This window comes from Methylotenera versatilis 7 (assembly GCF_000799165.1).
GTDB lineage: Bacteria > Pseudomonadota > Gammaproteobacteria > Burkholderiales > Methylophilaceae > Methylotenera_A > Methylotenera_A versatilis_A.
The window spans coordinates 231,867-253,056 of the sequence record NZ_JUGF01000002.1; the positions used below are offsets into that span (position 1 = coordinate 231,867).

Here is a 21,190-nt window from a genome sequence, read left to right on the forward strand (position 1 = left end):
ATGTTTACCATCGCCCTTTTTGAACCAGAAATTCCACCCAACACCGGCAATATTATTCGCTTATGCGCCAATACCGGCGCGGACTTACACCTAATCGAGCCATTAGGCTTTAAGTTGGAAGACAAACAATTAAAGCGTGCGGGTTTGGATTATCACGAGTATGCCAATCTAAAAGTGCATAAAAACTGGGCTGAATTCAGCATAGAGATGCAAGGTAGACGGCTATTTGCGATTACCACTAAAGGCAGTCAAAACTACGCAAAAGTGGATTTCGAAGCAGGTGATGTATTTGTATTTGGCCCAGAAACGCGTGGCTTGCCAGAAGAAATTCGCGCTGGATTTACTTCAGAACATCGATTACGGTTGCCAATGTTGCCAGAAAGTAGAAGTTTAAACCTATCCAACTCAGCGGCCATATTGCTCTACGAAGCCTGGCGACAAATTAGATTCGAGGGCGGCGTTTAAGAAAATCGCTTTAAACGGCTTTCAAAACCTAGACAACGAATAAACTAAAAGCCTTCCGCCTTTTGCCCACGTCCTAATAACGTCATTACTGCATCGCGTGCCGATTTTCCATGTGTTAACGCTTGATTTACTTCAAAAGTGATTGGCATATCAATGCCCATTTCACCTGCACGGCGCATGACTTCACGCGCGGTATTCACACCTTCAGCCACATGGCCTAAACCTTGCAGAATGTCCTCTAAACTTTTACCGCTGGCCAGTTGTAAACCCACTTCGCGATTTCTGGAATATTGGCCTGTACAGGTTAGAATCAAATCGCCCGCACCGGCTAAACCCATAAAGGTTTCGACTTTTGCACCCAATGCCACGCCAAAGCGGGTAATTTCGGCAAGGCCACGTGTAATCATAGCTGCGCGCGCATTATTGCCAAAACCCATGCCATCACTAATGCCTGCGGCAATCGCCATCACATTTTTAACCGCACCGCCAACGGACACGCCCACAACATCAGTGCTGTTGTAAACACGAAAATTACTACCATGAATCAAATTGGCGGCACTGATCGCAAAATCAGCATCATTAGCCGCCAACGTCACTGCTGTTGGTAAGCCGCGCACCAATTCTGCCGCAAAACTTGGGCCTGACAAAGCCCCCCACTTTTGCTGATGACTCAACTCTTCCAATGCCACTTCATGCGGTAACTTTGCCGACTGTGGCTCTAAACCTTTGTGTGCCCAAATAATTGGCTGATTGGATTTTAATGCTTTGATTTCTTTTAAAATCGACCTAAAACCAGCAGTTGGCACAACGGATAAAATAAGATCTGCACCATCAATCGCAACACTTAAGTCATCTTCGACCTGCAAATTATCATTGAATTTAAAATCCCCCAGATACATAGGATTAGCGCGTGCATTGCGCATACCAGACACGTGACCGCTATTGCGCGCCCACAGAGAAACTTTATGTTGATGACTAATTTGTATCGCAAGAGCCGTACCCCAAGCACCTGCACCCAACACTGCAATTTTAGCCATTTATTGAATACTCATTAGTTTAAACTGCCGATTGATTTGAACGACTTATTTGTTTGAACGATTACTTTTAGACGATATGCCATTTAAACCGTTTGATTAATCAAAAACCGCTTATTAATTTGAGCGCCTGTTAATTAGAACACTTGTTAATTTGAACCCCAAAGCACGCTATTTGGTACATAACCAGTTGCCCCGTCGCGATGTTTAACTTTAACCCATCCCGCTTTAGTCTCTGAAGGTAACAACTCCAGCACCACATCCTTCTCGACCGTGGCAACCAAACCAGAGCTTGCATCTTCGGTGGACTTAATATCGGTTTTAGCAATGACCAACACCATGCGCTTATTACTTAATTGCTTACCCTCTATCCAACTTAAGCCGCCTAATGCATCACGCACCTTTATCCATTCGCCTAAATTTACAATCACTTCGACTGGATAACCTTGCCCTAAAATGTATAACTTGCTGGCCTCAACAGATGGCGCATCGTACAAAATAGCCTTTGTGCTGGCAACAGAACGAAAATCCAGCGCAAACGCGTTAAAAGAAAACATCAAGCCAATCAATATCACTGGGATTTGAGTAAGGCTTAACATTTTCCTATCGTTCATTGTCTTAATCACTAAGGTCTTAATCGCTAATTAATTCGCTTTTGCAGCACTTTCAGCTTGCTGTTGTTTTTGTTGCATAAACAAAGCTTCAAAATTAATCGGATTTAACAATACTGGCGCAAAACCTGCACGAGTGACTAAATCAGACACCACTTCGCGCGCGTATGGGAACAGAATATTAGGGCAAGTAACGCCTAAAACCATTTCTAGATTCTCTTCTGGAATATTACGCACTGCAAAAATACCGGCTTGTGTTACCTCAACCAAAAAAGCCACTTTATCGCCAACTTTAGCTGTTACCGTCACTTTAATTGCTGTTTCATAAATGCCTTCTTCTAGCTTTTGTGCGGCATTGCCCAACTCTACATTCACTTGAGGCTGTGTGCGATCAGTAAAAATCTGTGGTGCATTAGGTATTTCTAACGATGCATCTTTTACATATAACTTCTCGATTGCAAAACCAGGCTGTGTGTCTTGTTCGGTAGCTTGGTTTGTTGCGCTGTTTGTTTCCGCCATGTTGTTTTCCTAAAACGATTATGCTTACTTAAAGTTGAAAAAATAGTTAAATCTAATTTGTACCTAAAAGCATTTTAACTTTTAATTGCTTTTTGTTCATCACATTATTGAGGCAAGCTTTTCTAAGCTCTGAATATTTAACTCAATACCCAGCTTAAATATTGAGCAATGAATCTAATTCCCCCGCCACATCCAATGCCCGCAAATCGTCATATCCACCGATATGCTGTTGATTGATATAAATCTGCGGCACCGTACGGCGACCTGTTTTTTGCGTCATTTCATGTCGTAATTCCGGCTGCAAATCAACCCGAATCTTCTTGATCTTAACGCCTTTTTCCGTCAAAAGCCGTTCTGCATTAATGCAATATGGACAACTGCCCGTTGCATACATCAAGACATTTGGCGTGGCTGAATCTTGCATATTTGTATTTTGCGTATCGAGACTGTCCATTGCAAGATTAACGCCTAGCTTTTTACCAACGGCAACTTGGCTTCCACCCAAGCAGTTAACCCACCTTGCAGGTTATTTAACTGGCTAAATTGCTGTGCTTTTAGAATCTTACAAGCAGTGTTAGCACGCGTGCCGCGTTGGCAATGCACCAGCACTGGTTTGTCTTTAAATTTTTCAATTTCTTTTAAGCGATTCGCCAACTCAGTCACAGGGATATTTTTTGCACCCTGAATATGCCCGCTGGCAAATTCCGTTGCATCACGTACATCCAGTATCAATGGCTTGCTACGATTCAACACCAATACCGCTTCAGCGGCTGATAAATTTGCCACGCCGCTGGCGCCACGACTAAGCATCGGCCACAACAAAGCGACACCAGAGCCAACAGCCAAGCCAATCAGCAATGCGTTATGTTTTACAAATTCGTACAGGGTTATTTCAGTCATATTGTTTCCAAAAATCACACATTCACACAGTCATTACATGCGAGCCATTATTTAATGCGCATTTAGATGCGCATTGGACAGCCAACTATTATAATGGATAACTTAACCAATATTAAACTTAGTAAAATGTTTAACCTAGCTTTGACTCAAGGCTTGGGTGAATGTTTAACTTAGCATCAATTCAGACACCGACTAGAAAGATTTTGATATGTCAGTTACCCCCGTCATATTGCTGATTTTAGATGGCTTTGGTCATCGTGAAGATATTACCAATAACGCTATTGCACAGGCGCGTACACCTAATTTGGATGCGCTAAAGCAAAGCGAGCAGCACATGCTGATTAACGCTTCCGAACATTATGTTGGCTTGCCAGATGGTCAGATGGGTAATTCTGAAGTCGGTCATTTAAATATCGGCGCAGGACGTATCGTTTTTCAAGATTTTGAACGCATTAACAATAGCATTAGCAATGGCGAATTCTTTAAACATGGCGATTTAGTTAACGCCTTGCAGCAATTAAAAACCAATAATAAGGCCTTACATATTTTTGGATTACTGTCCGATGGCGGCGTGCATAGCCACATCAATCACATTTTAACCATGCTTGAAATGGCGGCACAGCAAGGCTTAAACAAAGTTTATGTACATGCATTTTTAGATGGTCGGGATACACCACCAGTTAGCGCCGTACCTTACCTAGCTCTCCTTGAAGATAAAATCAAAACGCTCGGCGTGGGCAAAATCGCATCGATTTCTGGTCGCTTTTATAGCATGGATAGGGACAAACGCTGGGAACGCGTCGCGCCTGCCTACGAAATGATTGTTAACGGTATCGGCGAATATACTGAAGCTACCGCCAGTGACGCTTTGCACAATGCCTACGCCAGAGGTGAGCAAGATGAGTTTGTAAAATGTACTGTTATTCGTCAAGCCGATGAGCCAGCGATTCGCTTAGAAGATGGCGATTGCGTGGTGTACATGAACTTTAGAAGTGACCGTGCAAGACAATTAACTGACGCGTTACTAAATGATGACTTTTCTGGCTTTGAACGTAATCGTGTGCCAAAACTATCTGGCTATTTCACCTTAACGCAATACGATCAGAACCAACGCAAAGCCACACCAATTTTTGCCGCCACCAGCGTGCCGAATACTTTTGGTGAATATGTGTCTAGTTTAGGCTTAAAACAATTACGTATCGCCGAAACTGAAAAATATCCGCATGTCACATTCTTCTTCAATGGCGGCGATGAGGCGGTTTTTACGGGAGAGGATCGCATACTAGTACCTTCACCTAAAGTCGCCACCTACGATTTACAGCCAGAAATGAGCGCGCCAGAACTGACAGACAAACTAGTTGGAGCTGTGAATAGCAAACAATACAGCGCGATTATTTGTAACTATGCCAATGGTGATATGGTGGGTCATACAGGCAATTTAGCAGCGGCAATCAAGGCCGTTGAAACTCTCGATACTTGTGTCGCCCGTGTGGTGGAAGCTGCCAGAAAAAATGGCGCGGAAGTGATTATTACCGCTGACCACGGCAATGCCGAAATGATGTTTGATGGGGTTAATAATCAAGCACACACACAACATACAACCAATCTAGTGCCGATGATTTATGTAGGTCGTAAGGCGGAATTAGCGGAAGCAGGCGCTTTATCCGATTTGGCACCAACTTTACTAACCATGATGGGATTACCACAACCCATTGAAATGACAGGTAAAAGCCTAGTTAAATTTAATGCTTAACTTATTTCGCGTTCCATTTTTTATAGTCATAGCAGCATTGCTGCTGAATCTTGCTTTTATCGACAATAGCTTTGCGGCTAAAAAAATCGATGACGCTAAAGAGGATTTAGGCGATCTGCAAAACAAGATCCAGGCACTAAAAAAAGAATTGGACAGCAAGCAAGCCGCGCACAAAGATGCAACCGATGCGCTGAAAGACTCTGAAACCGCCATCAGCCAAGCCAATAAAAAGCTGATTGATATCAATCAGCAGCAACAACAAAATAAAATCACACTGGTCACGTTAAAAAAAGAATCATTAAGTCTGAATGAAAAACTGAGTGAGCAGCAAAAACAGCTGAGCCTGCTGGTTAAACAGCAATATGTGCACGGTAACCAGAGTTATACCAAGTTGCTATTACAAAACAAAAATCCCAGCCAGATTTCGCGCGATATTCAATATTATTCTTATATTGCAAAAGCGCATGCGCGACTAATTAATGAAATGCAAACCAGTCTGGATAAAGTCAAAACACTGAATAATGAAACCGCTGCCACGTTACAAGCGGTGGCGGATTTAAAAGCCAAACAACTGGCTGAGCGAGAAACACTAGAACAACAAAAAAACGAGAAATCTAAAATCGTTAAATCGCTTTCTGGTCAAATATCAGCGCAACGCAATGAAATTAAAAAACTCAAACGCGATGAACAGAATTTATCCAAGTTAGTTGAAAGACTCGCTAAAATTATCGCCAAACCACCTAAAAAAGTAGTTAAGCCCAAATCGGCAAAAAAACCCAATACTCCTGATGCGAATGTCCCCGATGAGAAGCCCGCCAATCAGGTTATTGCAAAAAATGAAGAAACACCTACTAATGCTTACGCGGGCAGTAATTTCTCCGCATTAAAAGGTAAGCTTAACCTGCCTGTACGCGGTGATGTTACCAACCGATTTGGTAGTAGTCGTAGCGATACCGGCGTTTCATGGAAAGGTTTGTTTATCAGGGCAGCAGAAGGTAGCGCTGTGAAATCAGTTGCCAGTGGACGAGTGGTTTTTGCCGATTGGCTACGCGGTTTTGGTAATTTGATTATTGTCGATCATGGTAGTGGTTACATGAGTTTATATGGCAATAATCAAGCGGTGTTAAAACAAGTGGGTGATGAAGTGAATGCTGGAGACAATATTGCTGCTGTAGGAAACAGCGGCGGCAACGAAAGCAACGGCCTGTACTATGAATTACGTCGCCAAAGCAAACCATTTGACCCGCTGAGCTGGAGTGTCATTCGTTAATCGTTAATGTGTTAATAGCGGGCTCAATCTCGCAGCAATAAAAAAGCGTGCTTAAGCACGCTTTTTTATTGCTAAAACTACTTAATTAGCTTCTGGTGCGGCTTCTTCTGCCGGGGCAGCCTCTGCCGGAGCTGCTTCAGCTGCAGCGGCATCAAGCGTGATACCTGGTATGCGCTCTTCTGCAGTTGGTTCATATCCACCTGCACCGTTTGCTGCTGGTGCAGCTTCTGCTGCTGGTGCGGCTTCCGCTGGCACTGTCTCTGCTGCAGGAGCTGGAGCTGCTTCTGTCGCATCTTCGGCTTTTTCGCCACAAGCCGTTAATAACAATGCGCCTAATAATGCTGGAACAACTAAAATTGCGTTTAATTTCATCTTATATTCTCCAAAATTTTTTTAAAAATCAACCACGTAAAAAGTTTATATAAACTTACATACACAATAATAACAAAACTAATGACAATGTCATAATCTGTGCGTATTCAACTGGTTTTAAGATGCTTATTAAGATTTAATATTTGTTGCAAAATCAGTAGCGATTAGCCTGCCTTTCGCATAGGCATCAATTTCATAAGGGCTTTTAAAGTAGCCATATCGGCAAGACCATGCATATTTTAACAAGGTCATCCCATGTAAAAACTGTGATACATGCGTGAGTTCATGACCCAACAGCTCTGCCCCTCGCTTGGTATTTGGCTCATAAACACCCTTACGAAAGTAAATATAGCGCCCTAACACAACAGCACACATTTGACGTCGCAGCCAGAAGGGCACTTTCCCCTCGATAATGCGCGCCTCATTCAATACAATTTCCGCAAAATAAGGGCCGAATAATGCGCGCTCCTGCAAGCTTAATGGACGGCCGTGTGATGCATCAAATACATTCAATTGACTGTTAATCGCCTAATGCATGCAAAATGATGCGTCTTGTAGCTGGCATATGCCGATGCTCATATAAAAAAATGCCTTGCCATTGGCCTAATGCAACTTTGCCATCCAATATCGGAATAGACAAACTGGTTTGTGTTAACGCGCTACGCACATGCGCCGGCATATCGTCTGGGCCTTCTACGGTGTGAATAAATAGATTATCACCATCGGGCACCAAGCGATTAAAAAAAGCCTCCATATCCACCAAGACATCCGCATCGTAATTTTCATTAATCATCAGGCTGGCAGAGGTGTGTTGAATATACAAAGTCAGCAGGCCTGTATTGTAGCCCAGCTGATTAGCCCAATTTAACACCTGCGGCGTAATGTCGTAAATTCTGCGTCCTTGCGCTTTAATACTGATTTCCTGAGTAAGTTGCTGCATGTTTAAAACCTTTCGTTCAATATCATTAGCATAACTTATTCGTTTAATTTTTAACAAAAAATAGTTGACGACACAGAGCACCTAATTTAATCTTTAACATATTTAACCATATGGTTAAATATGTTGTGAACAATGCATCAAATTTAACAATGACAGCAGATCAACTTAGCAATATCTTTTCCGCATTGGCAGACCCTACTCGCCGCGCTATCTTAGCGCGCTTGGCGCTAGGTGAAACTTCAGTTAATGAACTCGCCGCACCATTTGAAATGAGTCTGCCAGCAGTCACTAAACACTTAAAAGTGCTACAGCGCGCAGGGCTTATTAGCCAAAGTCGCCAAGCACAATCCCGGCCTTGCAAGCTTGAAGCAAAGCCGTTACAAGAAGTTGCCACTTTTCTAGCGCAATATCAGCAATTTTGGGAGCAGCGGCTTGACCAATTAGATAGTTATTTATTATCACTAAACCTGAAGGAGAATGAATAATGACACCCTCATTTAAAATAAATCCTGAGTTAGACCTTGTATTGGAACGTTTCATAGATGTGCCACGCGAATTAGTGTGGGCAGCATGGACGCAGCCTGAACAACTTAAACAATGGTTTTGCCCACTGCCGTGGAAAACCGTGGAGTGTGAAATTGACTTGCACCCAGGTGGGAAATTCAGCACCACTATGCAATCACCAGAAGGCCAGCGTTTTCCAAATAACGGCTGTTATTTGGAAGTGATACCAAACCAAAGGTTAAGTTGGACGAATGCGCTAGAACCAGGTTTTCGCCCTGCCAAACAGTTAGAACAATCACCTGATCATGAATGTGCTGAACTGTTAATGACCGCAATTATTTTGTTAGATGTACATGAAAAAGGCACTAAATATACGGCTATTGCCTTACATCAGAACCAAGAAAGCCGTAAAAGACATGAAGATATGGGTTTTTACGAAGGCTGGTCAACTTGTGCGGATCAGCTTGTTGCCATGATAAAAAACAATATGAAATAAATATCGCTGCGCTTAAACATACACGCATTGCAAGCGCAGTATATTCACTTGCAATGCAAAAATAACTAGTTATTACCAATAATATGGATGGCCAAATCCCCAGCCAAAACGGCTACCAAATCCTCTGCCGTAGCCATAATATGGGTATCCATAAAAACCACCGAATCTTGGCCCCCAAAACGGATCATAGTAACGATTTTGTGCCGCATCACGTTCGCGTTTTAGTATTTTTTCGGCAGCAGCACGCTCTTTTGCGCGCTTATTTAATTCATCTGCAATCGCATTTTGTTTCGCTAATTCATTGCTGTCGTGAATATAATCCAACACTTTGGTATCCACGCCCTGTTTACTTAAATCCAAGGTCTGCGCTGGCGTTAACTCGTAACGCGAATTGCTCGCTTTGATTTTGGCAATGATCTCGTCTGGCGTTTTATTTTGTTTAGAGTCTTTTACTATTTCATCCAAACTGACTGTGGCAACAGGCTGCGGCAGTATTTTCGCCAAATCCTCCGGTGTAATTCTTTCAATCTTAGCTTGTTGCGCACCAGTGCTGGCGCAACCAGAAACTAGAAGGCATGCTGCCATTAAGCCTAGTAAATTTCTGACTATTAATAATTTTCTCATTTTGAACTCGCTTTCATTAAAGCCGGCGATGCCGGTGTAATACCGGCATCAAATCCATGTCAATTGGCTTGATATCAGCTTGGACATTGCCGATACCTTAAAGTTAGATTGGCAGTGGTAATGAATACTTTACATATTAGCTTGAGCGAAAATTAACCTTAATTAGCCTTTTGTAAACGTCATCTTTCCGCCTTTGTAATCAACCAATATCGTGTCTTTTGCCATAAAGCTACCAGCCAGAATCTCGCGCGCCAACGGATTTTCCATCTCACTTTGAATCGCGCGCTTCAGCGGTCTTGCACCATAAACAGGGTCAAAGCCCGCATTGGCGATTTCCGCGATGGCAGAATCGCTAATATTGAGTGTCATATCCATCGCGGCCAATCGTTTAGCCAGCAGCTGAATCTGAATCTGTGCGATTGATTTCACCTGCGCTTCACCTAGACTATGGAAAACGACCACTTCATCGATACGGTTGACAAATTCTGGCCTAAAGTGCGTTTTAACTTCACCCATCACTGCCAATTTCACCACTTGGTAATCTTGGTCGGCCATACTTTGTATCATCTGGCTACCAAGGTTAGATGTCATGATAATCACCGTATTTTTGAAATCTACCGTGCGGCCTTGCCCATCCGTTAATCGCCCATCATCCAGCACTTGCAACAGCACATTAAATACATCCGGATGTGCTTTTTCCACCTCATCGAGCAAAATCACACTATAAGGCTTACGTCGCACCGCTTCTGTCAGCGTACCACCTTCTTCATAACCCACATAACCTGGCGGCGCGCCTATCATGCGTGCGACACTGTGCTTCTCCATAAACTCACTCATGTCGATGCGAATCAAATGCTCTTCAGAGTCAAACAAGAAACCGGCTAACGCTTTGCAAAGCTCTGTTTTACCAACACCCGTTGGACCTAAAAACAAGAAACTACCATAAGGGCGATTCGGGTCACTTAAGCCCGAACGTGAGCGACGGATTGCATCAGAAACCAGGCGTACAGCTTCATCCTGACCTACTACACGTTCATGCAGTTTAGTTTCCATCGTCAGTAATTTTTCACGTTCACCTGTCAGCATTTTGCTCACAGGAATACCTGTTGCACGACTGACCACTTCGGCAATTTCGTCTGCACCAACTTCAGTGCGTAGCATTTTGTTTTTAGTCGGTGCCGCACTAGCCTCAGAATGTGAAGCCTCTTTTAATTGCGCTTCTAACGCAGGCAATTTTCCATATTGCAGTTCAGAGACTTTTTGCCACTCACCTTTACGCGTTGCTTCTTCCATCTCGAATTTAATTTTCTCAATGGCTTCTTTAATATGGCTGGTGCCTTGCACCTGTGCCTTTTCAGAGTTCCAAATATCTTCTAAATCCGCATATTCTTTCTCAAGACTTTCAATCTCTTTTTCAATTAAGCCAAAACGTTTTTTGCTGCCTTCATCTTTTTCGCGGCGCACTGCTTCACGTTCAATTTTAAGTTGAATCACACGACGCTCAAGCTTATCTAATACTTCTGGCTTGGAATCAATTTCCATTTTGATGCGTGAAGCCGCCTCATCAATCAAATCAATCGCTTTATCTGGTAAAAATCGGTCTGTGATATAACGATGACTTAACTCAGCCGCAGCTACGATGGCAGGGTCAGTAATCTCGACACCGTGATGTAGTTCGTACTTTTCTTGCAAGCCACGCAAAATAGCAATGGTCGCTTCAACGGTCGGCTCATCAACTAGCACTTTCTGAAAACGTCGCTCTAAAGCAGCATCTTTTTCAATATATTTACGATACTCATCCAATGTTGTCGCGCCAACGCAGTGCAGTTCACCGCGCGCCAATGCAGGTTTCAGCATATTGCCCGCATCCATCGCACCTTCTGCTTTACCAGCACCTACCATCGTGTGGATCTCATCAATAAATACAATGGTTTGACCTTCATCTTGCACCAGTTCTTTCAGCACAGATTTAAGGCGCTCCTCAAACTCACCGCGATACTTAGCACCCGCCAGTAAAGCAGCCATATCCAGTGACAATACTTTTTTGCCTTTTAGCGAATCGGGAACTTCTTCATTGATAATGCGCTGCGCTAAGCCTTCTACAATCGCGGTTTTGCCCACACCAGGCTCACCAATCAGTACCGGGTTATTTTTAGTGCGGCGCATTAACACTTGAATGACCCGACGTATTTCATCATCGCGGCCGATGACAGGGTCTAATTTGCCAAGGCTGGCGCGTTCAGTCAGGTCGACTGTGTATTTTTTAAGGGATTCGCGATTACTCTCGCCTTCTTGATCATTGACATTTTCACTGCCACGCACCGCCATCACTGCAGCTTCCAACGCAGTTTTAGTCAGGCCGTGCTGTTTAAGCAATTTGCCAGTCTCGCCCTTGTCTTCAGCAAGCGCCAACAAAAACATCTCACTGGCAATATAGGCATCGCCACGCTTTTGAGCGAGCTTGTCGGTGACATTTAATAGATTATTCAAATCGCGTGAAATTGCAATTTCACCATCTTGCGTAGATGACTTTGATAAATTGGCAATAGCAGTGTTTAAGCTCGTTTTAAGCGGAGCAAGATTCACACCTGCGCGTGAAAGCAACGAAGCCGCCCCGCCGTTATCTTCTTGCAACAAAGCCAGCAACAAATGTTGTGGCTCAATCGCGGTATTATCGGCACCGATAGCAAGGCTTTGAGCATCGCTTAAAGCTTGCTGAAACTTGGTCGTCAGTTTGTCAAATCGCATCGCATACTCCTATTAAAATCTATTTAAACTTAATTGATAAATATATAGTGGAGATGTTTGCAGATTAATCAATCCATTCTGCTTTTTCAATTTTTCTGTTAATGCCAGTCAAACTTAAATCATTAAGGCGTTAGCAGAATTAACTTAAAACCCTCTTTTAAGGTATTCCACGCCAGATAGATTTGCTTACCATGCTGCATTAATTGCGGATAATCTGCTTTCTCAGATGCGCTGGCGAGTACTTTAGCATTATTCCAACTCCTACCGCCATCGTCAGAAAACATGCCGATTATTTTAGTGTTTTTGGCTTCAATCTCACGCCAAACCAACCACACATGCTCACCATCCGTATTATTACCAAAGCTTAAAATGGCAGGATGAGCAGCCTGATTGGCATTGTTACCAAATTTCTTGGCTGGCGATGATGCCCATGCGACGCCATCCATGCGACTGTAGTAAAGACCTGGTTTGACATCGTTACCATCAAAATACGCCATGTGATACCCCCACCAATCCTTACCTGCACCGCCTGCCGCCAACGCCGCGCCATGATGTGGGCAACCATCAATTTTCCAATGCCCAAAAGTGGCTCGGTGCAGTTGCGGTTTTATATTGCCTTGTGGAATTTCAGCAATCATATGATCACGTTCGCTACCTTCAAACACATGTCGCCACATGGCAACCACCGTGCCATCTGGTTTATTAGTTGTCGCAATACGGCAACATTCACAACTACTATCGGCCAGCTTCCGCTCTGGCGCAAAACTCACTCCATTGTTATTTGAAACCGCATAATAGATTGCTGCGCCCTCGTATTTATTGCCTGCCGCTTTGGCTGCCAATAAATCGCGCTTATCTACCCAGGTAACAGTGATTTTGCCATCAGGAGATAGGTGCAACGCATCAAAACGATGTGTAATTTCAGCACGGTCTTGATGCACAATAATGGGTTTATCAAAACTTTTACCATGATTAATTGAACGTGCAAACCATACATAACCTGTAAATGGTTTGGCTAACATCTCTGTCCAAGTAAGGTAGATATTGCCCTCTGGGCTAATCGCTATTTTTGGTCGGGCTTCACCATCCGCGCCAATTTTTTGTGCGACTTTATTCACTTGTACCGGTTTAGAAAATGTTTTACCTAAGTCAGCACTGTTATCTACCTGCACAAAACCACCCTTAACACTGGCACGCCATAATTTGCCTTGCGCATCAAACGCCACGCTAATTGCTAAAGTGCTTTTTTGTGGCAGGGTATGTTCTTCATGCGCTGTTGCATTCAGCGCAAATAACAAACTACATAGAGTTAAAAAATAGTGCATGGGTTTATCCTTAAAATAAATTCCCGCCTTCGCGGGAAGTAAGCAATCTCAGTTGATTAGTAATCAAACTTAAGCTGCACATAGCCTGTACGCTGTGGATATGGATGGTAAATATACGCTTTATCGTTATTTAAATTATCTACACCTACACTGGCTGTGAACTTATCCGCAAACTTATAATTCGCTTTCACATCTACAAAAAAGAACTTACTCGCTCCGCCAAACGTATCTGGATTACTATCTGAATTATCTAAAGAGTTATATTGACGACCACTGTAGCGTGCCGCAATTGAATAAGTCAGGTTATTACCTTGATGATAAGTCGCCACGGCTTTTATCATGCTTTTGGGAATGCGTAATGGCCTATTGCCCTCAATATTGGGATTAGCATCATTACGCAAAATCTCTGCGTCAGTAAGCGTGATACTACCCAATAAATCCAAGCCGTGAATAAACGCATCTTGCCATTCGGTTGAAACTTCAATTCCACGCGTACGTACGTGATCCACATTTTGAATAAAGGTGCATTGTCCGGCCACACAATCAGGGCCTGTAGGAATGGTTTGTGAAATCAAAGCGTTATATTTATTCTCAGTGAACAAACTCGTGCGAATCAAACCATTAGCAAAGCGTCTTTCCGCCGTAAATTCGCCCGAAATAACTTCTTCCGTTTTTAAATCAGGATTATTTTGCACTAAGGCACTGCCACTAGTCACTTGCTGAAAGAGTTCGCCCACGGTAGGAAAGCGGAATGCCTGCCCTGCTGACGCCCTAAAACCCCAAGCGGGCTCTGGCTCAAAACTTACTGATAATTTGGGTGAAAATTTATTATCTGACTTATCTTTATACTCACTGGTTTTAAAGCCACCGCCTACACCAGTTGTAGTCGCTTGGTTACGCCCATCTGTGGCTTCCCAGTACTCTTGTCGCGCCCCAAACGTTATTGCCCATTTGGGGTCTAGTTGCCATTTATCCTGAAAGTAAATGGCCTGCGTAGTGGTGTTACCTGATGAAGATGCGTTTAACAAACCTTTACTACCTACTGACCAATCAGCCGTATCATGCACTTTGCTGCGCAGATTGTAGTCATCAACATGATAGCCAAAATCAATCGTGTGCTGGTCACCATTACCATCTTTCGGGCGCAATGTTCCGCGCGCATCAAACACCGTCCAGCCAGTGCCCGCTAAATCGGTGACACGGCCTGTACGATTGACATAAGGATTTCCGCCATTTGCGCCAGTAGTCGATACATTAGCACCCACATTGGAAGCACTGCTTTTATCCTGTTGATAATCATAATCTGACAACGTTAATTGCCAATCAAACAAGCCTTTGGTATTCGATTTTAAATCAAGCGCCTGCATAATATGAAAAGCGTTAACCTCTGCAGGATTGTTAAAGCCCGTGACATTGTAATCTTGCCCATTAAAAGTCACGCGACCGTTATAAACCGCATTGCCTGCCGCATCTTTAATATAACTATCGACATCCAGACGGCTGTCTAAATCCCACGTGCCAATGGTGTAAGCTGCTTTAATAGTTGGTGTAATGTCATAAGCGGCTTTTAGTTTCAAATTAAGCTGCTCACTATGATCAATACCCGTTGCACCAAAAGTCACGCGATTTCTACCGTTAGGATCTTTGTCCAGATAAGCACCGGTCACTGCGGTACGTATACCGCCAGTGCTGGTGGTAACTGCATTGGCAAACTGCATTGGCTGCCCAGTATTTTTCAGGCGATCTGCCGTAAATAAAATACTTAAATCATCAAATTTGTTGCCGGCAGAAAATGTTTCATGGTTGCCGTCATAGGTTTTATCGGTGCCATACAACTCATAGTTCTGCGCAAACGCCTGCACACTTGCATGTGCCTCGAATTTGGTCGGCATGCGGGTATTTAAATTCACCACTCCACCAAATGAATTACCTGGATATAAAGCCGAAAACGGACCATATAAAATATTCACACTTTCAATTTCTTCGGGGCTGACCAAACCCCAGCGCGGCGCGAAACCAAAGTTATTGCCTAAAAAGTTGGACAACAGCACGCCATCGGCATATAAAATGGTTTGCGCGCTGGATAATGTACCTGTAGTCCGCGTGGCAATTGGGCCGTTACGGTCACCAATATAACGTTCACGCACTTGAAAACTCGGTAAATATTTTAAAGTTTGCTGTGATGTTGTTGCGTTGACGCTTTCTTGAATCTGCCGCTTGGTATAAGTTTCTACCGCTGCTGGGTGATTAATAATCCGGCTATCAACTGGCGCGGTAACACTTACTTCATCTAACTCAACATTTTCATTGTGATCTGCCAATGCGTTGTGTGCAAAACTAATTGTTAATGCGCTTAACACGTACAAATGTATAGATTTAATCATTTAAAACTCCAAAAAATAGTGGTTATCGCAATTGAATTGCGATAAAAAACTGTTATTTTTTTAGAGCGTGTAAGGCGGGGCTTGCGATGGAGGGGAAACGTCAGTATGTGATACAACAACTGGTGCGGTGTATTCTGCAATTTGTTGTGCAGTTGCAGCTAATAACGCGATTATCAGCGAGTTCGAGGCAGGTAAACTGGTGGCCGCTATGCTATTTGAGCAAAACGGACAATGCTCTAAATGCATGGTCATGGTTTTAGGTGAGGCTTTACTTACCTCAAACTCTGTCGCCAATTGTTTGCCCTTTGTCGTCACCACTTGAATCACTACTTTTTTACCAGTGCTGGTACAGACCTCTTGTGCAAAGCTATTACTGTTATTTTGAGCCGCTAACGCATGCGAAATGCTAGGCGCGACAGACGCAAAAACGATTGCCAGTAACGCAACGTGATGAATAAACTGAAATAGTTTTTTCGATAGCATGTCGCGCATTGTACTTTTGTGCGCTGCAGAATGCAATTTAGGTAGCTGGCTATCCGCACAATGCAAGCAAGAGATAATGCAAATGGGTTAAAATCACAGCAACTAAATACTTAGAGAATAAACATGGCAGCTGGCAGTTTACTTGCACTTTTAGACGATATTGCAACCATTTTGGATGATGTTTCGGTGATGACCAAAGTCGCGGCTAAAAAAACGGCTGGTGTATTAGGCGATGATTTAGCATTGAATGCGCAACAGGTCTCTGGTGTAAGAGCAGACCGCGAATTACCGGTTGTTTGGGCTGTCGCCAAAGGCTCTTTTGTTAACAAACTCATCTTAGTACCCTCGGCTTTGGCGATTAGCTACTTCGCGCCTTGGGCAATTACACCTTTATTGATGATAGGCGGCGCGTATTTATGTTTTGAAGGTTTTGAAAAAATCGCCCATAAATTCTTACATAAACAGGACGATGAAACACATAAGACAGCTATCAAACAAGCAGTTGAAGATCCTCAAGTAGATTTAGTAACTCTAGAAAAAGATAAAATCAAAGGTGCGATTCGTACCGACTTTATTTTATCTGCCGAAATTATCGTGATTGCCTTAGGCACGGTTTCCACTGAAATATTCAGCAAGCAAGTAACCGTCGTTGCTGCGATTGCTCTCATTATGACCATTGGCGTATATGGTTTGGTGGCTGGCATTGTCAAACTGGACGATTTAGGTTTGCACTTAATGCTTAAAAAAGGCCAAAGTTTTTTCCAACAATTGCAACGAAAAATCGGTGCAAAAATATTAGCGTTCGCACCATACTTAATGAGGATATTATCAATTGTGGGCACTGCTGCGATGTTTATGGTGGGTGGCAGTATTATCGGGCATGGCGCGCCAGCACTGCATCACTTTAGTGAGCATGTTGCCGGAATATTGCAGCAGTTACCGACAGTTGGTGGCATTTTAGCGGTTATTTCGCCGATTTTAATCGATGCGGTTATTGGTTTAATCGTTGGCGCAATTTGCGTGGCTGTTTTTGAAACAGCTAAAGCATTGCTACCAAAAAAGACTTAAGCCTCAAAAACACTCTGATGGAAACAATCAAATTATTAGGACTTTTTATTGGCACCGCAATTGCCGAAATTGTGGGCTGCTATTTGCCCTATCTCTATCTTAAACAGGGTGGCTCTCCCTGGTTGATTGTACCAGCCGCACTGAGTTTAGGTTTATTTGTTTGGTTGCTATCGCTGCACCCTACAGCTGCTGGGCGCGTGTATGCGGCTTATGGCGGCATATACATTGGCGTGGCAATTGTGTGGCTGTGGTTAATCGATTCGATTAAACCCAGCTTAACGGATTGGCTTGGCGTTTTTGTATGCCTGTTAGGCACCTTGATTATTATCTTGGGCGCTAAAAATAGTTAAGCTAAAAACTGTTGATTTAAAGCATTTAACTTAAATCATCGAGCCAACTTATATGGTTGGGGGCTTTTTAAAGCTATCTATCAACAAAAGTGCAACACCAACACAAATCGCACTATCGGCTACATTAAAAGCCGGCCAAGCATAGGCTTGATAGTGGAAATGTAAAAAATCCACCACATAGCCCAATGTCAGCCTGTCATATAGATTACCAATCGCACCACCTAATACTAAAGCCAAACCCGTGCAAAAAAGCTTTTGGTTCTGGTGTTTTTTGAGCAAATAAGTAATGACTAAAATCGCCACCAATGAAATGCCGCTAAAAAACCACTTTTGCCAGCCGCCTGCATCGGCTAAAAAGCTAAACGCTGCACCTTCATTGTGATAGCGCACTACATCAAAGAAGCTGGTAACGGTTAAATGTTCAGCATATTGAAATGCGCTTTGCACTAAATGCTTAGTATATAAATCCAGCGCAATCACAATGGCGCTGATTGTTAACCACTTACGCATACTTTCTTACCTCGCCCGCACCAAACAGATTGCTCACACAACGCCCACAAATACTTGGGTGCTCGCTGTACGAACCGACATCAGCGCGGTAATGCCAGCAACGGTCGCACTTGGTATATTTACTTGCTGTGACAGCTACTTTTTGCTCCGCTTCCGTCGCGACTTTAACCACGCTTGCTTGAGACGTAATCATCACAAAACGCAAATCATCCGCCAAACTATTCATTGCATCATAATCAGCTTCCGTCGCATAAAACGTTAGTTCGGCTTGCAACGATGAACCTACTTGCCCACTTGAACGCAACAACTCGATTTCTTTTGCCGCTACTCCGCGCGCGCTAATAATAGCTTCCCAAGCTTGCAATTTTTCTGCGCTTAAACCATGTTTAGGCAATTCATACCACACATCCTCAAACACACTTTTGTCAGACTTAACCACCAAAACTTGCCAAATCTCATCTGCCGTAAAGCTTAAAATCGGCGCGATCAATCGCATAAAAGTATGCGTAATATGGTGCAATGCGCTTTGCGCGGCACGTCGTGCGTGTGAATTCTCACCTGCGGTATAAAGTCTATCTTTCAGAATATCTAAGTAAAAACCGCCTAAATCTTCTGAACAGAAGCTGACGATCTTTTGTACCGCTAAATGGAATTCGTAACGGTCATAATCTGCCAACACTTCTGTTTGCAGTTTTTCGGTTAAATACAGGGCGTATTGGTCGATTTCCAGCCATTCATTCACTGGCAGCAGGTCTTTATCCGCATCGAAATCAGCCAAATTCGCCAATAAAAATTTCATGGTATTACGAATACGGCGATAGCTTTCTGCTACGCGTTTCAAAATCTCATCCGAAATCGTTAGTTCGCCAGAGTAGTCAGTTGAAGCGGTCCATAAACGCAAAATATCCGCGCCGTAGGTATCCATCACTTTTTGTGGCGCGACCACATTACCTTTAGATTTACTCATCTTATGGCCAGCGCCATCTACAACAAAACCATGCGTTAACAAGGCGCTGTAAGGCGCGCGGCCATCAATGGCGCAACCTGTTAACAGGCTGGATTGAAACCAACCGCGATGCTGGTCAGAGCCTTCCAGATATAAATCGGCAGGAAACTGCAACTCTGGACGACGCTTTAAAACCGCCGCATGTGTCGCACCAGAATCGAACCATACGTCTAATGTATAAGTGACTTTTTTATAATCGCCTGCATTTTCAGGAGCGTATTGCGCTAAAAAGGCTGCACCATCTAAACTAAACCAAGCTTCAACGCCCGTTTTTTCAACCAGCAAACAAGCTTGTTCCAACAAAACTGGTGTTTGCGGATGCGGCTCACCGGTTTCTTTATGCACAAAAAACGGCATCGGCACGCCCCAGTTACGTTGGCGTGATACGCACCAGTCAGGACGATTTTTAATCATAGCCTCTAGACGTGCGCGACCCCAACTGGGGAAAAATTCGGTTGCATCCACTGCTTTATTGGCATGTTCACGCAAACTGGTTCCAGCTTTGTCTTGCGAGTTCATCCCAATAAACCATTGATGTGTAGCCAATTGCATCAACGGCGTTTTATGGCGCCAGCAATGTGGAAAGCTGTGATTTAACCTTGCACTCGCCATTAAAGTGCCATTTTCCTGCATTTTAGCCAAAATCACTTTATTGGCTTCTTGGCGAGTTAACCCTCTAATGGCCTCAAATTCCACCAGATCACTATTAAAGAACTTACCGTCACCGCCCATTAAAATACGTGGCTTTTCATTGGGGAAATTGGCTTTCATCACCAGCCAGTCATCATTACCATGCGCGGCCGCGGTATGAACCAAGCCTGTACCTGCATCGGTTGTCACGTGTTCGCCCAAAATAACAGGCACTTGGCGATTATCAAATGGGTGCTGCAGTTGCAATGCTTTAAGCGCTAGACCTTTGCAAGTCGCGATAATCTTAAAACTCTCTTCGCCATATCGTGCAAGCGTGCTCTGTGCCAAATCATGCGCCAGTATCAGCAAACCTTTAGTGGTTTGAATCAAATCATAATCAAGCTCAGGATGCACGCTCACCGCTTGATTTGCTGGTAATGTCCAAGGCGTTGTTGTCCAAATGACGGCATAAGTATCCCCTGCCACCTCTACGCCAAACGCTTTACTTAACGCTGCGTTATCAACAACTTTAAAGCCCACATCAATCGCTGGTGAGTTGACATCCTCATATTCCACTTCAGCCTCGGCCAATGCAGAGCCGCAATCCACGCACCAATGCACAGGCTTACTACCTTGATATAGATAGCCATTTTGATTAATTTCACCCAAAGCGCGCATGATATCGGCTTCGGTTTTAAAATCCATCGTCAGATAGGGATTATCCCAATCACCCAATACGCCTAAGCGAATAAAATCTTTCTTTTGGCGCGCGACTTGTTCAGCCGCGTATTCACGACACAACTCACGAAACTTGGCAGGGTCAATATTTTTGCCATGATTTTTCTCAACCACCAACTCAATCGGCAAACCGTGACAATCCCAGCCCGGCACATAAGGCGCATCAAAACCACTCATGGTTTTAGCTTTAATGATGATGTCTTTCAAGATTTTATTCACCGCGTGGCCAATATGAATATCGCCGTTCGCATACGGTGGGCCATCATGCAGAATGAATTTTTTTGCACCTTTGCGCGCTGTGCGAATGCGCTCATATAGCTTCTTATCTTGCCATTGTTTTAACCAAGCGGGTTCACGTTTGGCCAAATCACCGCGCATGGGAAATGGCGTCTCAGGCTGGTTGATAGGGTATTTGTTTTGGTCTTTATTTTCTTCAGTCATCTCAAATCTCAGAAATCTC

Annotated in this window: 22 protein-coding genes; 7 read left to right on the forward strand and 15 right to left on the reverse strand. The window is 43.6% G+C overall.

The genetic code is table 11. The features are described 5' to 3' along the window. On the forward strand, positions 1-465 hold the full coding sequence (trmL, locus tag K370_RS05090) for a tRNA (uridine(34)/cytosine(34)/5-carboxymethylaminomethyluridine(34)-2'-O)-methyltransferase TrmL (RefSeq protein ID WP_047539513.1): 465 nt from the start codon (positions 1-3) through the stop codon (positions 463-465). A gap of 44 nt (positions 466-509) precedes the next feature. Here trmL and K370_RS05095 read toward each other — a convergent pair whose 3' ends face one another. The 5 genes from K370_RS05095 to K370_RS05115 form a co-directional block, all read right to left on the reverse strand. Continuing rightward, entirely contained in the window at positions 510-1,502 is a 993-nt protein-coding gene (locus K370_RS05095) for an NAD(P)H-dependent glycerol-3-phosphate dehydrogenase (RefSeq protein WP_047539516.1), read from the reverse strand. Positions 1,503-1,648: 146 nt separating this feature from the next. After that, positions 1,649-2,113: an SH3 domain-containing protein gene (locus K370_RS05100; RefSeq protein WP_047539518.1), complete on the reverse strand. Its 465-nt coding sequence runs from the start codon at positions 2,111-2,113 to the stop codon at positions 1,649-1,651. Positions 2,114-2,143: 30 nt separating this feature from the next. Continuing rightward, on the reverse strand, positions 2,144-2,629 hold the full coding sequence (gene secB, locus K370_RS05105; protein WP_047539520.1) for a protein-export chaperone SecB: 486 nt from the start codon (positions 2,627-2,629) through the stop codon (positions 2,144-2,146). A 154-nt stretch (positions 2,630-2,783) separates the two neighbouring features. Further along, the gene (grxC, locus tag K370_RS05110) at positions 2,784-3,023 is read right to left on the reverse strand and encodes a glutaredoxin 3 (protein ID WP_081977208.1); all 240 of its coding nucleotides are present in this window, start codon (positions 3,021-3,023) and stop codon (positions 2,784-2,786) included. 74 nt (positions 3,024-3,097) lie between these two features. Then, positions 3,098-3,529: a rhodanese-like domain-containing protein gene (locus K370_RS05115; protein WP_047541667.1), complete on the reverse strand. Its 432-nt coding sequence runs from the start codon at positions 3,527-3,529 to the stop codon at positions 3,098-3,100. 208 nt (positions 3,530-3,737) lie between these two features. Between K370_RS05115 and gpmI the strand changes: the two genes are divergently transcribed. Continuing rightward, on the forward strand, positions 3,738-5,282 hold the full coding sequence (gene gpmI, locus K370_RS05120) for a 2,3-bisphosphoglycerate-independent phosphoglycerate mutase (RefSeq protein ID WP_047539522.1): 1,545 nt from the start codon (positions 3,738-3,740) through the stop codon (positions 5,280-5,282). Further along, complete coding sequence (locus K370_RS05125; protein ID WP_047539525.1) at positions 5,275-6,552, forward strand: murein hydrolase activator EnvC family protein; 1,278 nt, start codon at positions 5,275-5,277, stop codon at positions 6,550-6,552. The genes gpmI and K370_RS05125 overlap by 8 nt, the downstream gene beginning before the upstream one ends. 81 nt (positions 6,553-6,633) lie before the next feature. On the opposite strand, the gene K370_RS05130 is transcribed toward K370_RS05125, so the two are convergent. From K370_RS05130 to K370_RS05140, 3 genes are all read right to left on the reverse strand, one after another. Next, positions 6,634-6,924: a hypothetical protein gene (locus K370_RS05130; protein WP_047539531.1), complete on the reverse strand. Its 291-nt coding sequence runs from the start codon at positions 6,922-6,924 to the stop codon at positions 6,634-6,636. A gap of 129 nt (positions 6,925-7,053) precedes the next feature. Then, entirely contained in the window at positions 7,054-7,437 is a 384-nt protein-coding gene (locus K370_RS05135) for a DUF4157 domain-containing protein (protein WP_235272697.1), read from the reverse strand. Between the two features lie 7 nt (positions 7,438-7,444). Continuing rightward, positions 7,445-7,864: a secondary thiamine-phosphate synthase enzyme YjbQ gene (locus K370_RS05140; RefSeq protein WP_047539535.1), complete on the reverse strand. Its 420-nt coding sequence runs from the start codon at positions 7,862-7,864 to the stop codon at positions 7,445-7,447. Positions 7,865-8,013: 149 nt separating this feature from the next. On the opposite strand from K370_RS05140, the gene K370_RS05145 reads away from it, so the two are divergent. Together K370_RS05145 and K370_RS05150 are read left to right on the forward strand one after the other, a co-directional pair. After that, positions 8,014-8,349 carry an ArsR/SmtB family transcription factor gene (locus tag K370_RS05145; protein ID WP_047541669.1) on the forward strand — a complete coding sequence of 112 codons (336 nt, stop codon included), beginning with the start codon at positions 8,014-8,016 and terminating at the stop codon, positions 8,347-8,349. Further along, positions 8,349-8,864, forward strand: a complete 516-nt coding sequence (locus K370_RS05150; protein WP_047539536.1) for an SRPBCC family protein — start codon at positions 8,349-8,351, stop codon at positions 8,862-8,864. The genes K370_RS05145 and K370_RS05150 overlap by 1 nt, the downstream gene beginning before the upstream one ends. A gap of 72 nt (positions 8,865-8,936) precedes the next feature. Here K370_RS05150 and K370_RS05155 read toward each other — a convergent pair whose 3' ends face one another. The 5 genes from K370_RS05155 to K370_RS05175 all read right to left on the reverse strand — a co-directional run bounded on the left by K370_RS05155 (position 8,937) and on the right by K370_RS05175 (position 16,428). After that, a complete protein-coding gene (locus K370_RS05155) occupies positions 8,937-9,488 on the reverse strand; it encodes a hypothetical protein (protein ID WP_047539537.1) in 552 nt (183 codons plus the stop codon). A gap of 162 nt (positions 9,489-9,650) precedes the next feature. Further along, positions 9,651-12,236, reverse strand: coding sequence for an ATP-dependent chaperone ClpB (gene clpB / locus K370_RS05160; protein ID WP_047539538.1), 2,586 nt, complete (start codon positions 12,234-12,236; stop codon positions 9,651-9,653). A gap of 122 nt (positions 12,237-12,358) precedes the next feature. After that, on the reverse strand, positions 12,359-13,561 hold the full coding sequence (locus K370_RS05165; RefSeq protein ID WP_052185183.1) for an exo-alpha-sialidase: 1,203 nt from the start codon (positions 13,559-13,561) through the stop codon (positions 12,359-12,361). A 56-nt stretch (positions 13,562-13,617) separates the two neighbouring features. Continuing rightward, a complete protein-coding gene (locus K370_RS05170; protein WP_088177653.1) occupies positions 13,618-15,945 on the reverse strand; it encodes a TonB-dependent receptor in 2,328 nt (775 codons plus the stop codon). Positions 15,946-16,005: 60 nt separating this feature from the next. Continuing rightward, complete coding sequence (locus K370_RS05175; RefSeq protein WP_235272698.1) at positions 16,006-16,428, reverse strand: DUF2946 domain-containing protein; 423 nt, start codon at positions 16,426-16,428, stop codon at positions 16,006-16,008. Between the two features lie 123 nt (positions 16,429-16,551). On the opposite strand from K370_RS05175, the gene K370_RS05180 reads away from it, so the two are divergent. Continuing rightward, on the forward strand, positions 16,552-17,496 hold the full coding sequence (locus tag K370_RS05180; protein ID WP_047539542.1) for a DUF808 domain-containing protein: 945 nt from the start codon (positions 16,552-16,554) through the stop codon (positions 17,494-17,496). 17 nt (positions 17,497-17,513) lie between these two features. Then, positions 17,514-17,846, forward strand: a complete 333-nt coding sequence (locus K370_RS05185) for a YnfA family protein (protein ID WP_047539544.1) — start codon at positions 17,514-17,516, stop codon at positions 17,844-17,846. 48 nt (positions 17,847-17,894) lie between these two features. Here K370_RS05185 and lspA read toward each other — a convergent pair whose 3' ends face one another. Then, positions 17,895-18,356: a signal peptidase II gene (gene lspA / locus K370_RS05190; RefSeq protein ID WP_047539546.1), complete on the reverse strand. Its 462-nt coding sequence runs from the start codon at positions 18,354-18,356 to the stop codon at positions 17,895-17,897. Next, positions 18,349-21,171, reverse strand: coding sequence for an isoleucine--tRNA ligase (gene ileS, locus K370_RS05195; protein ID WP_047539547.1), 2,823 nt, complete (start codon positions 21,169-21,171; stop codon positions 18,349-18,351). The genes lspA and ileS overlap by 8 nt, the downstream gene beginning before the upstream one ends. Positions 21,172-21,190 lie beyond the last annotated feature (19 nt).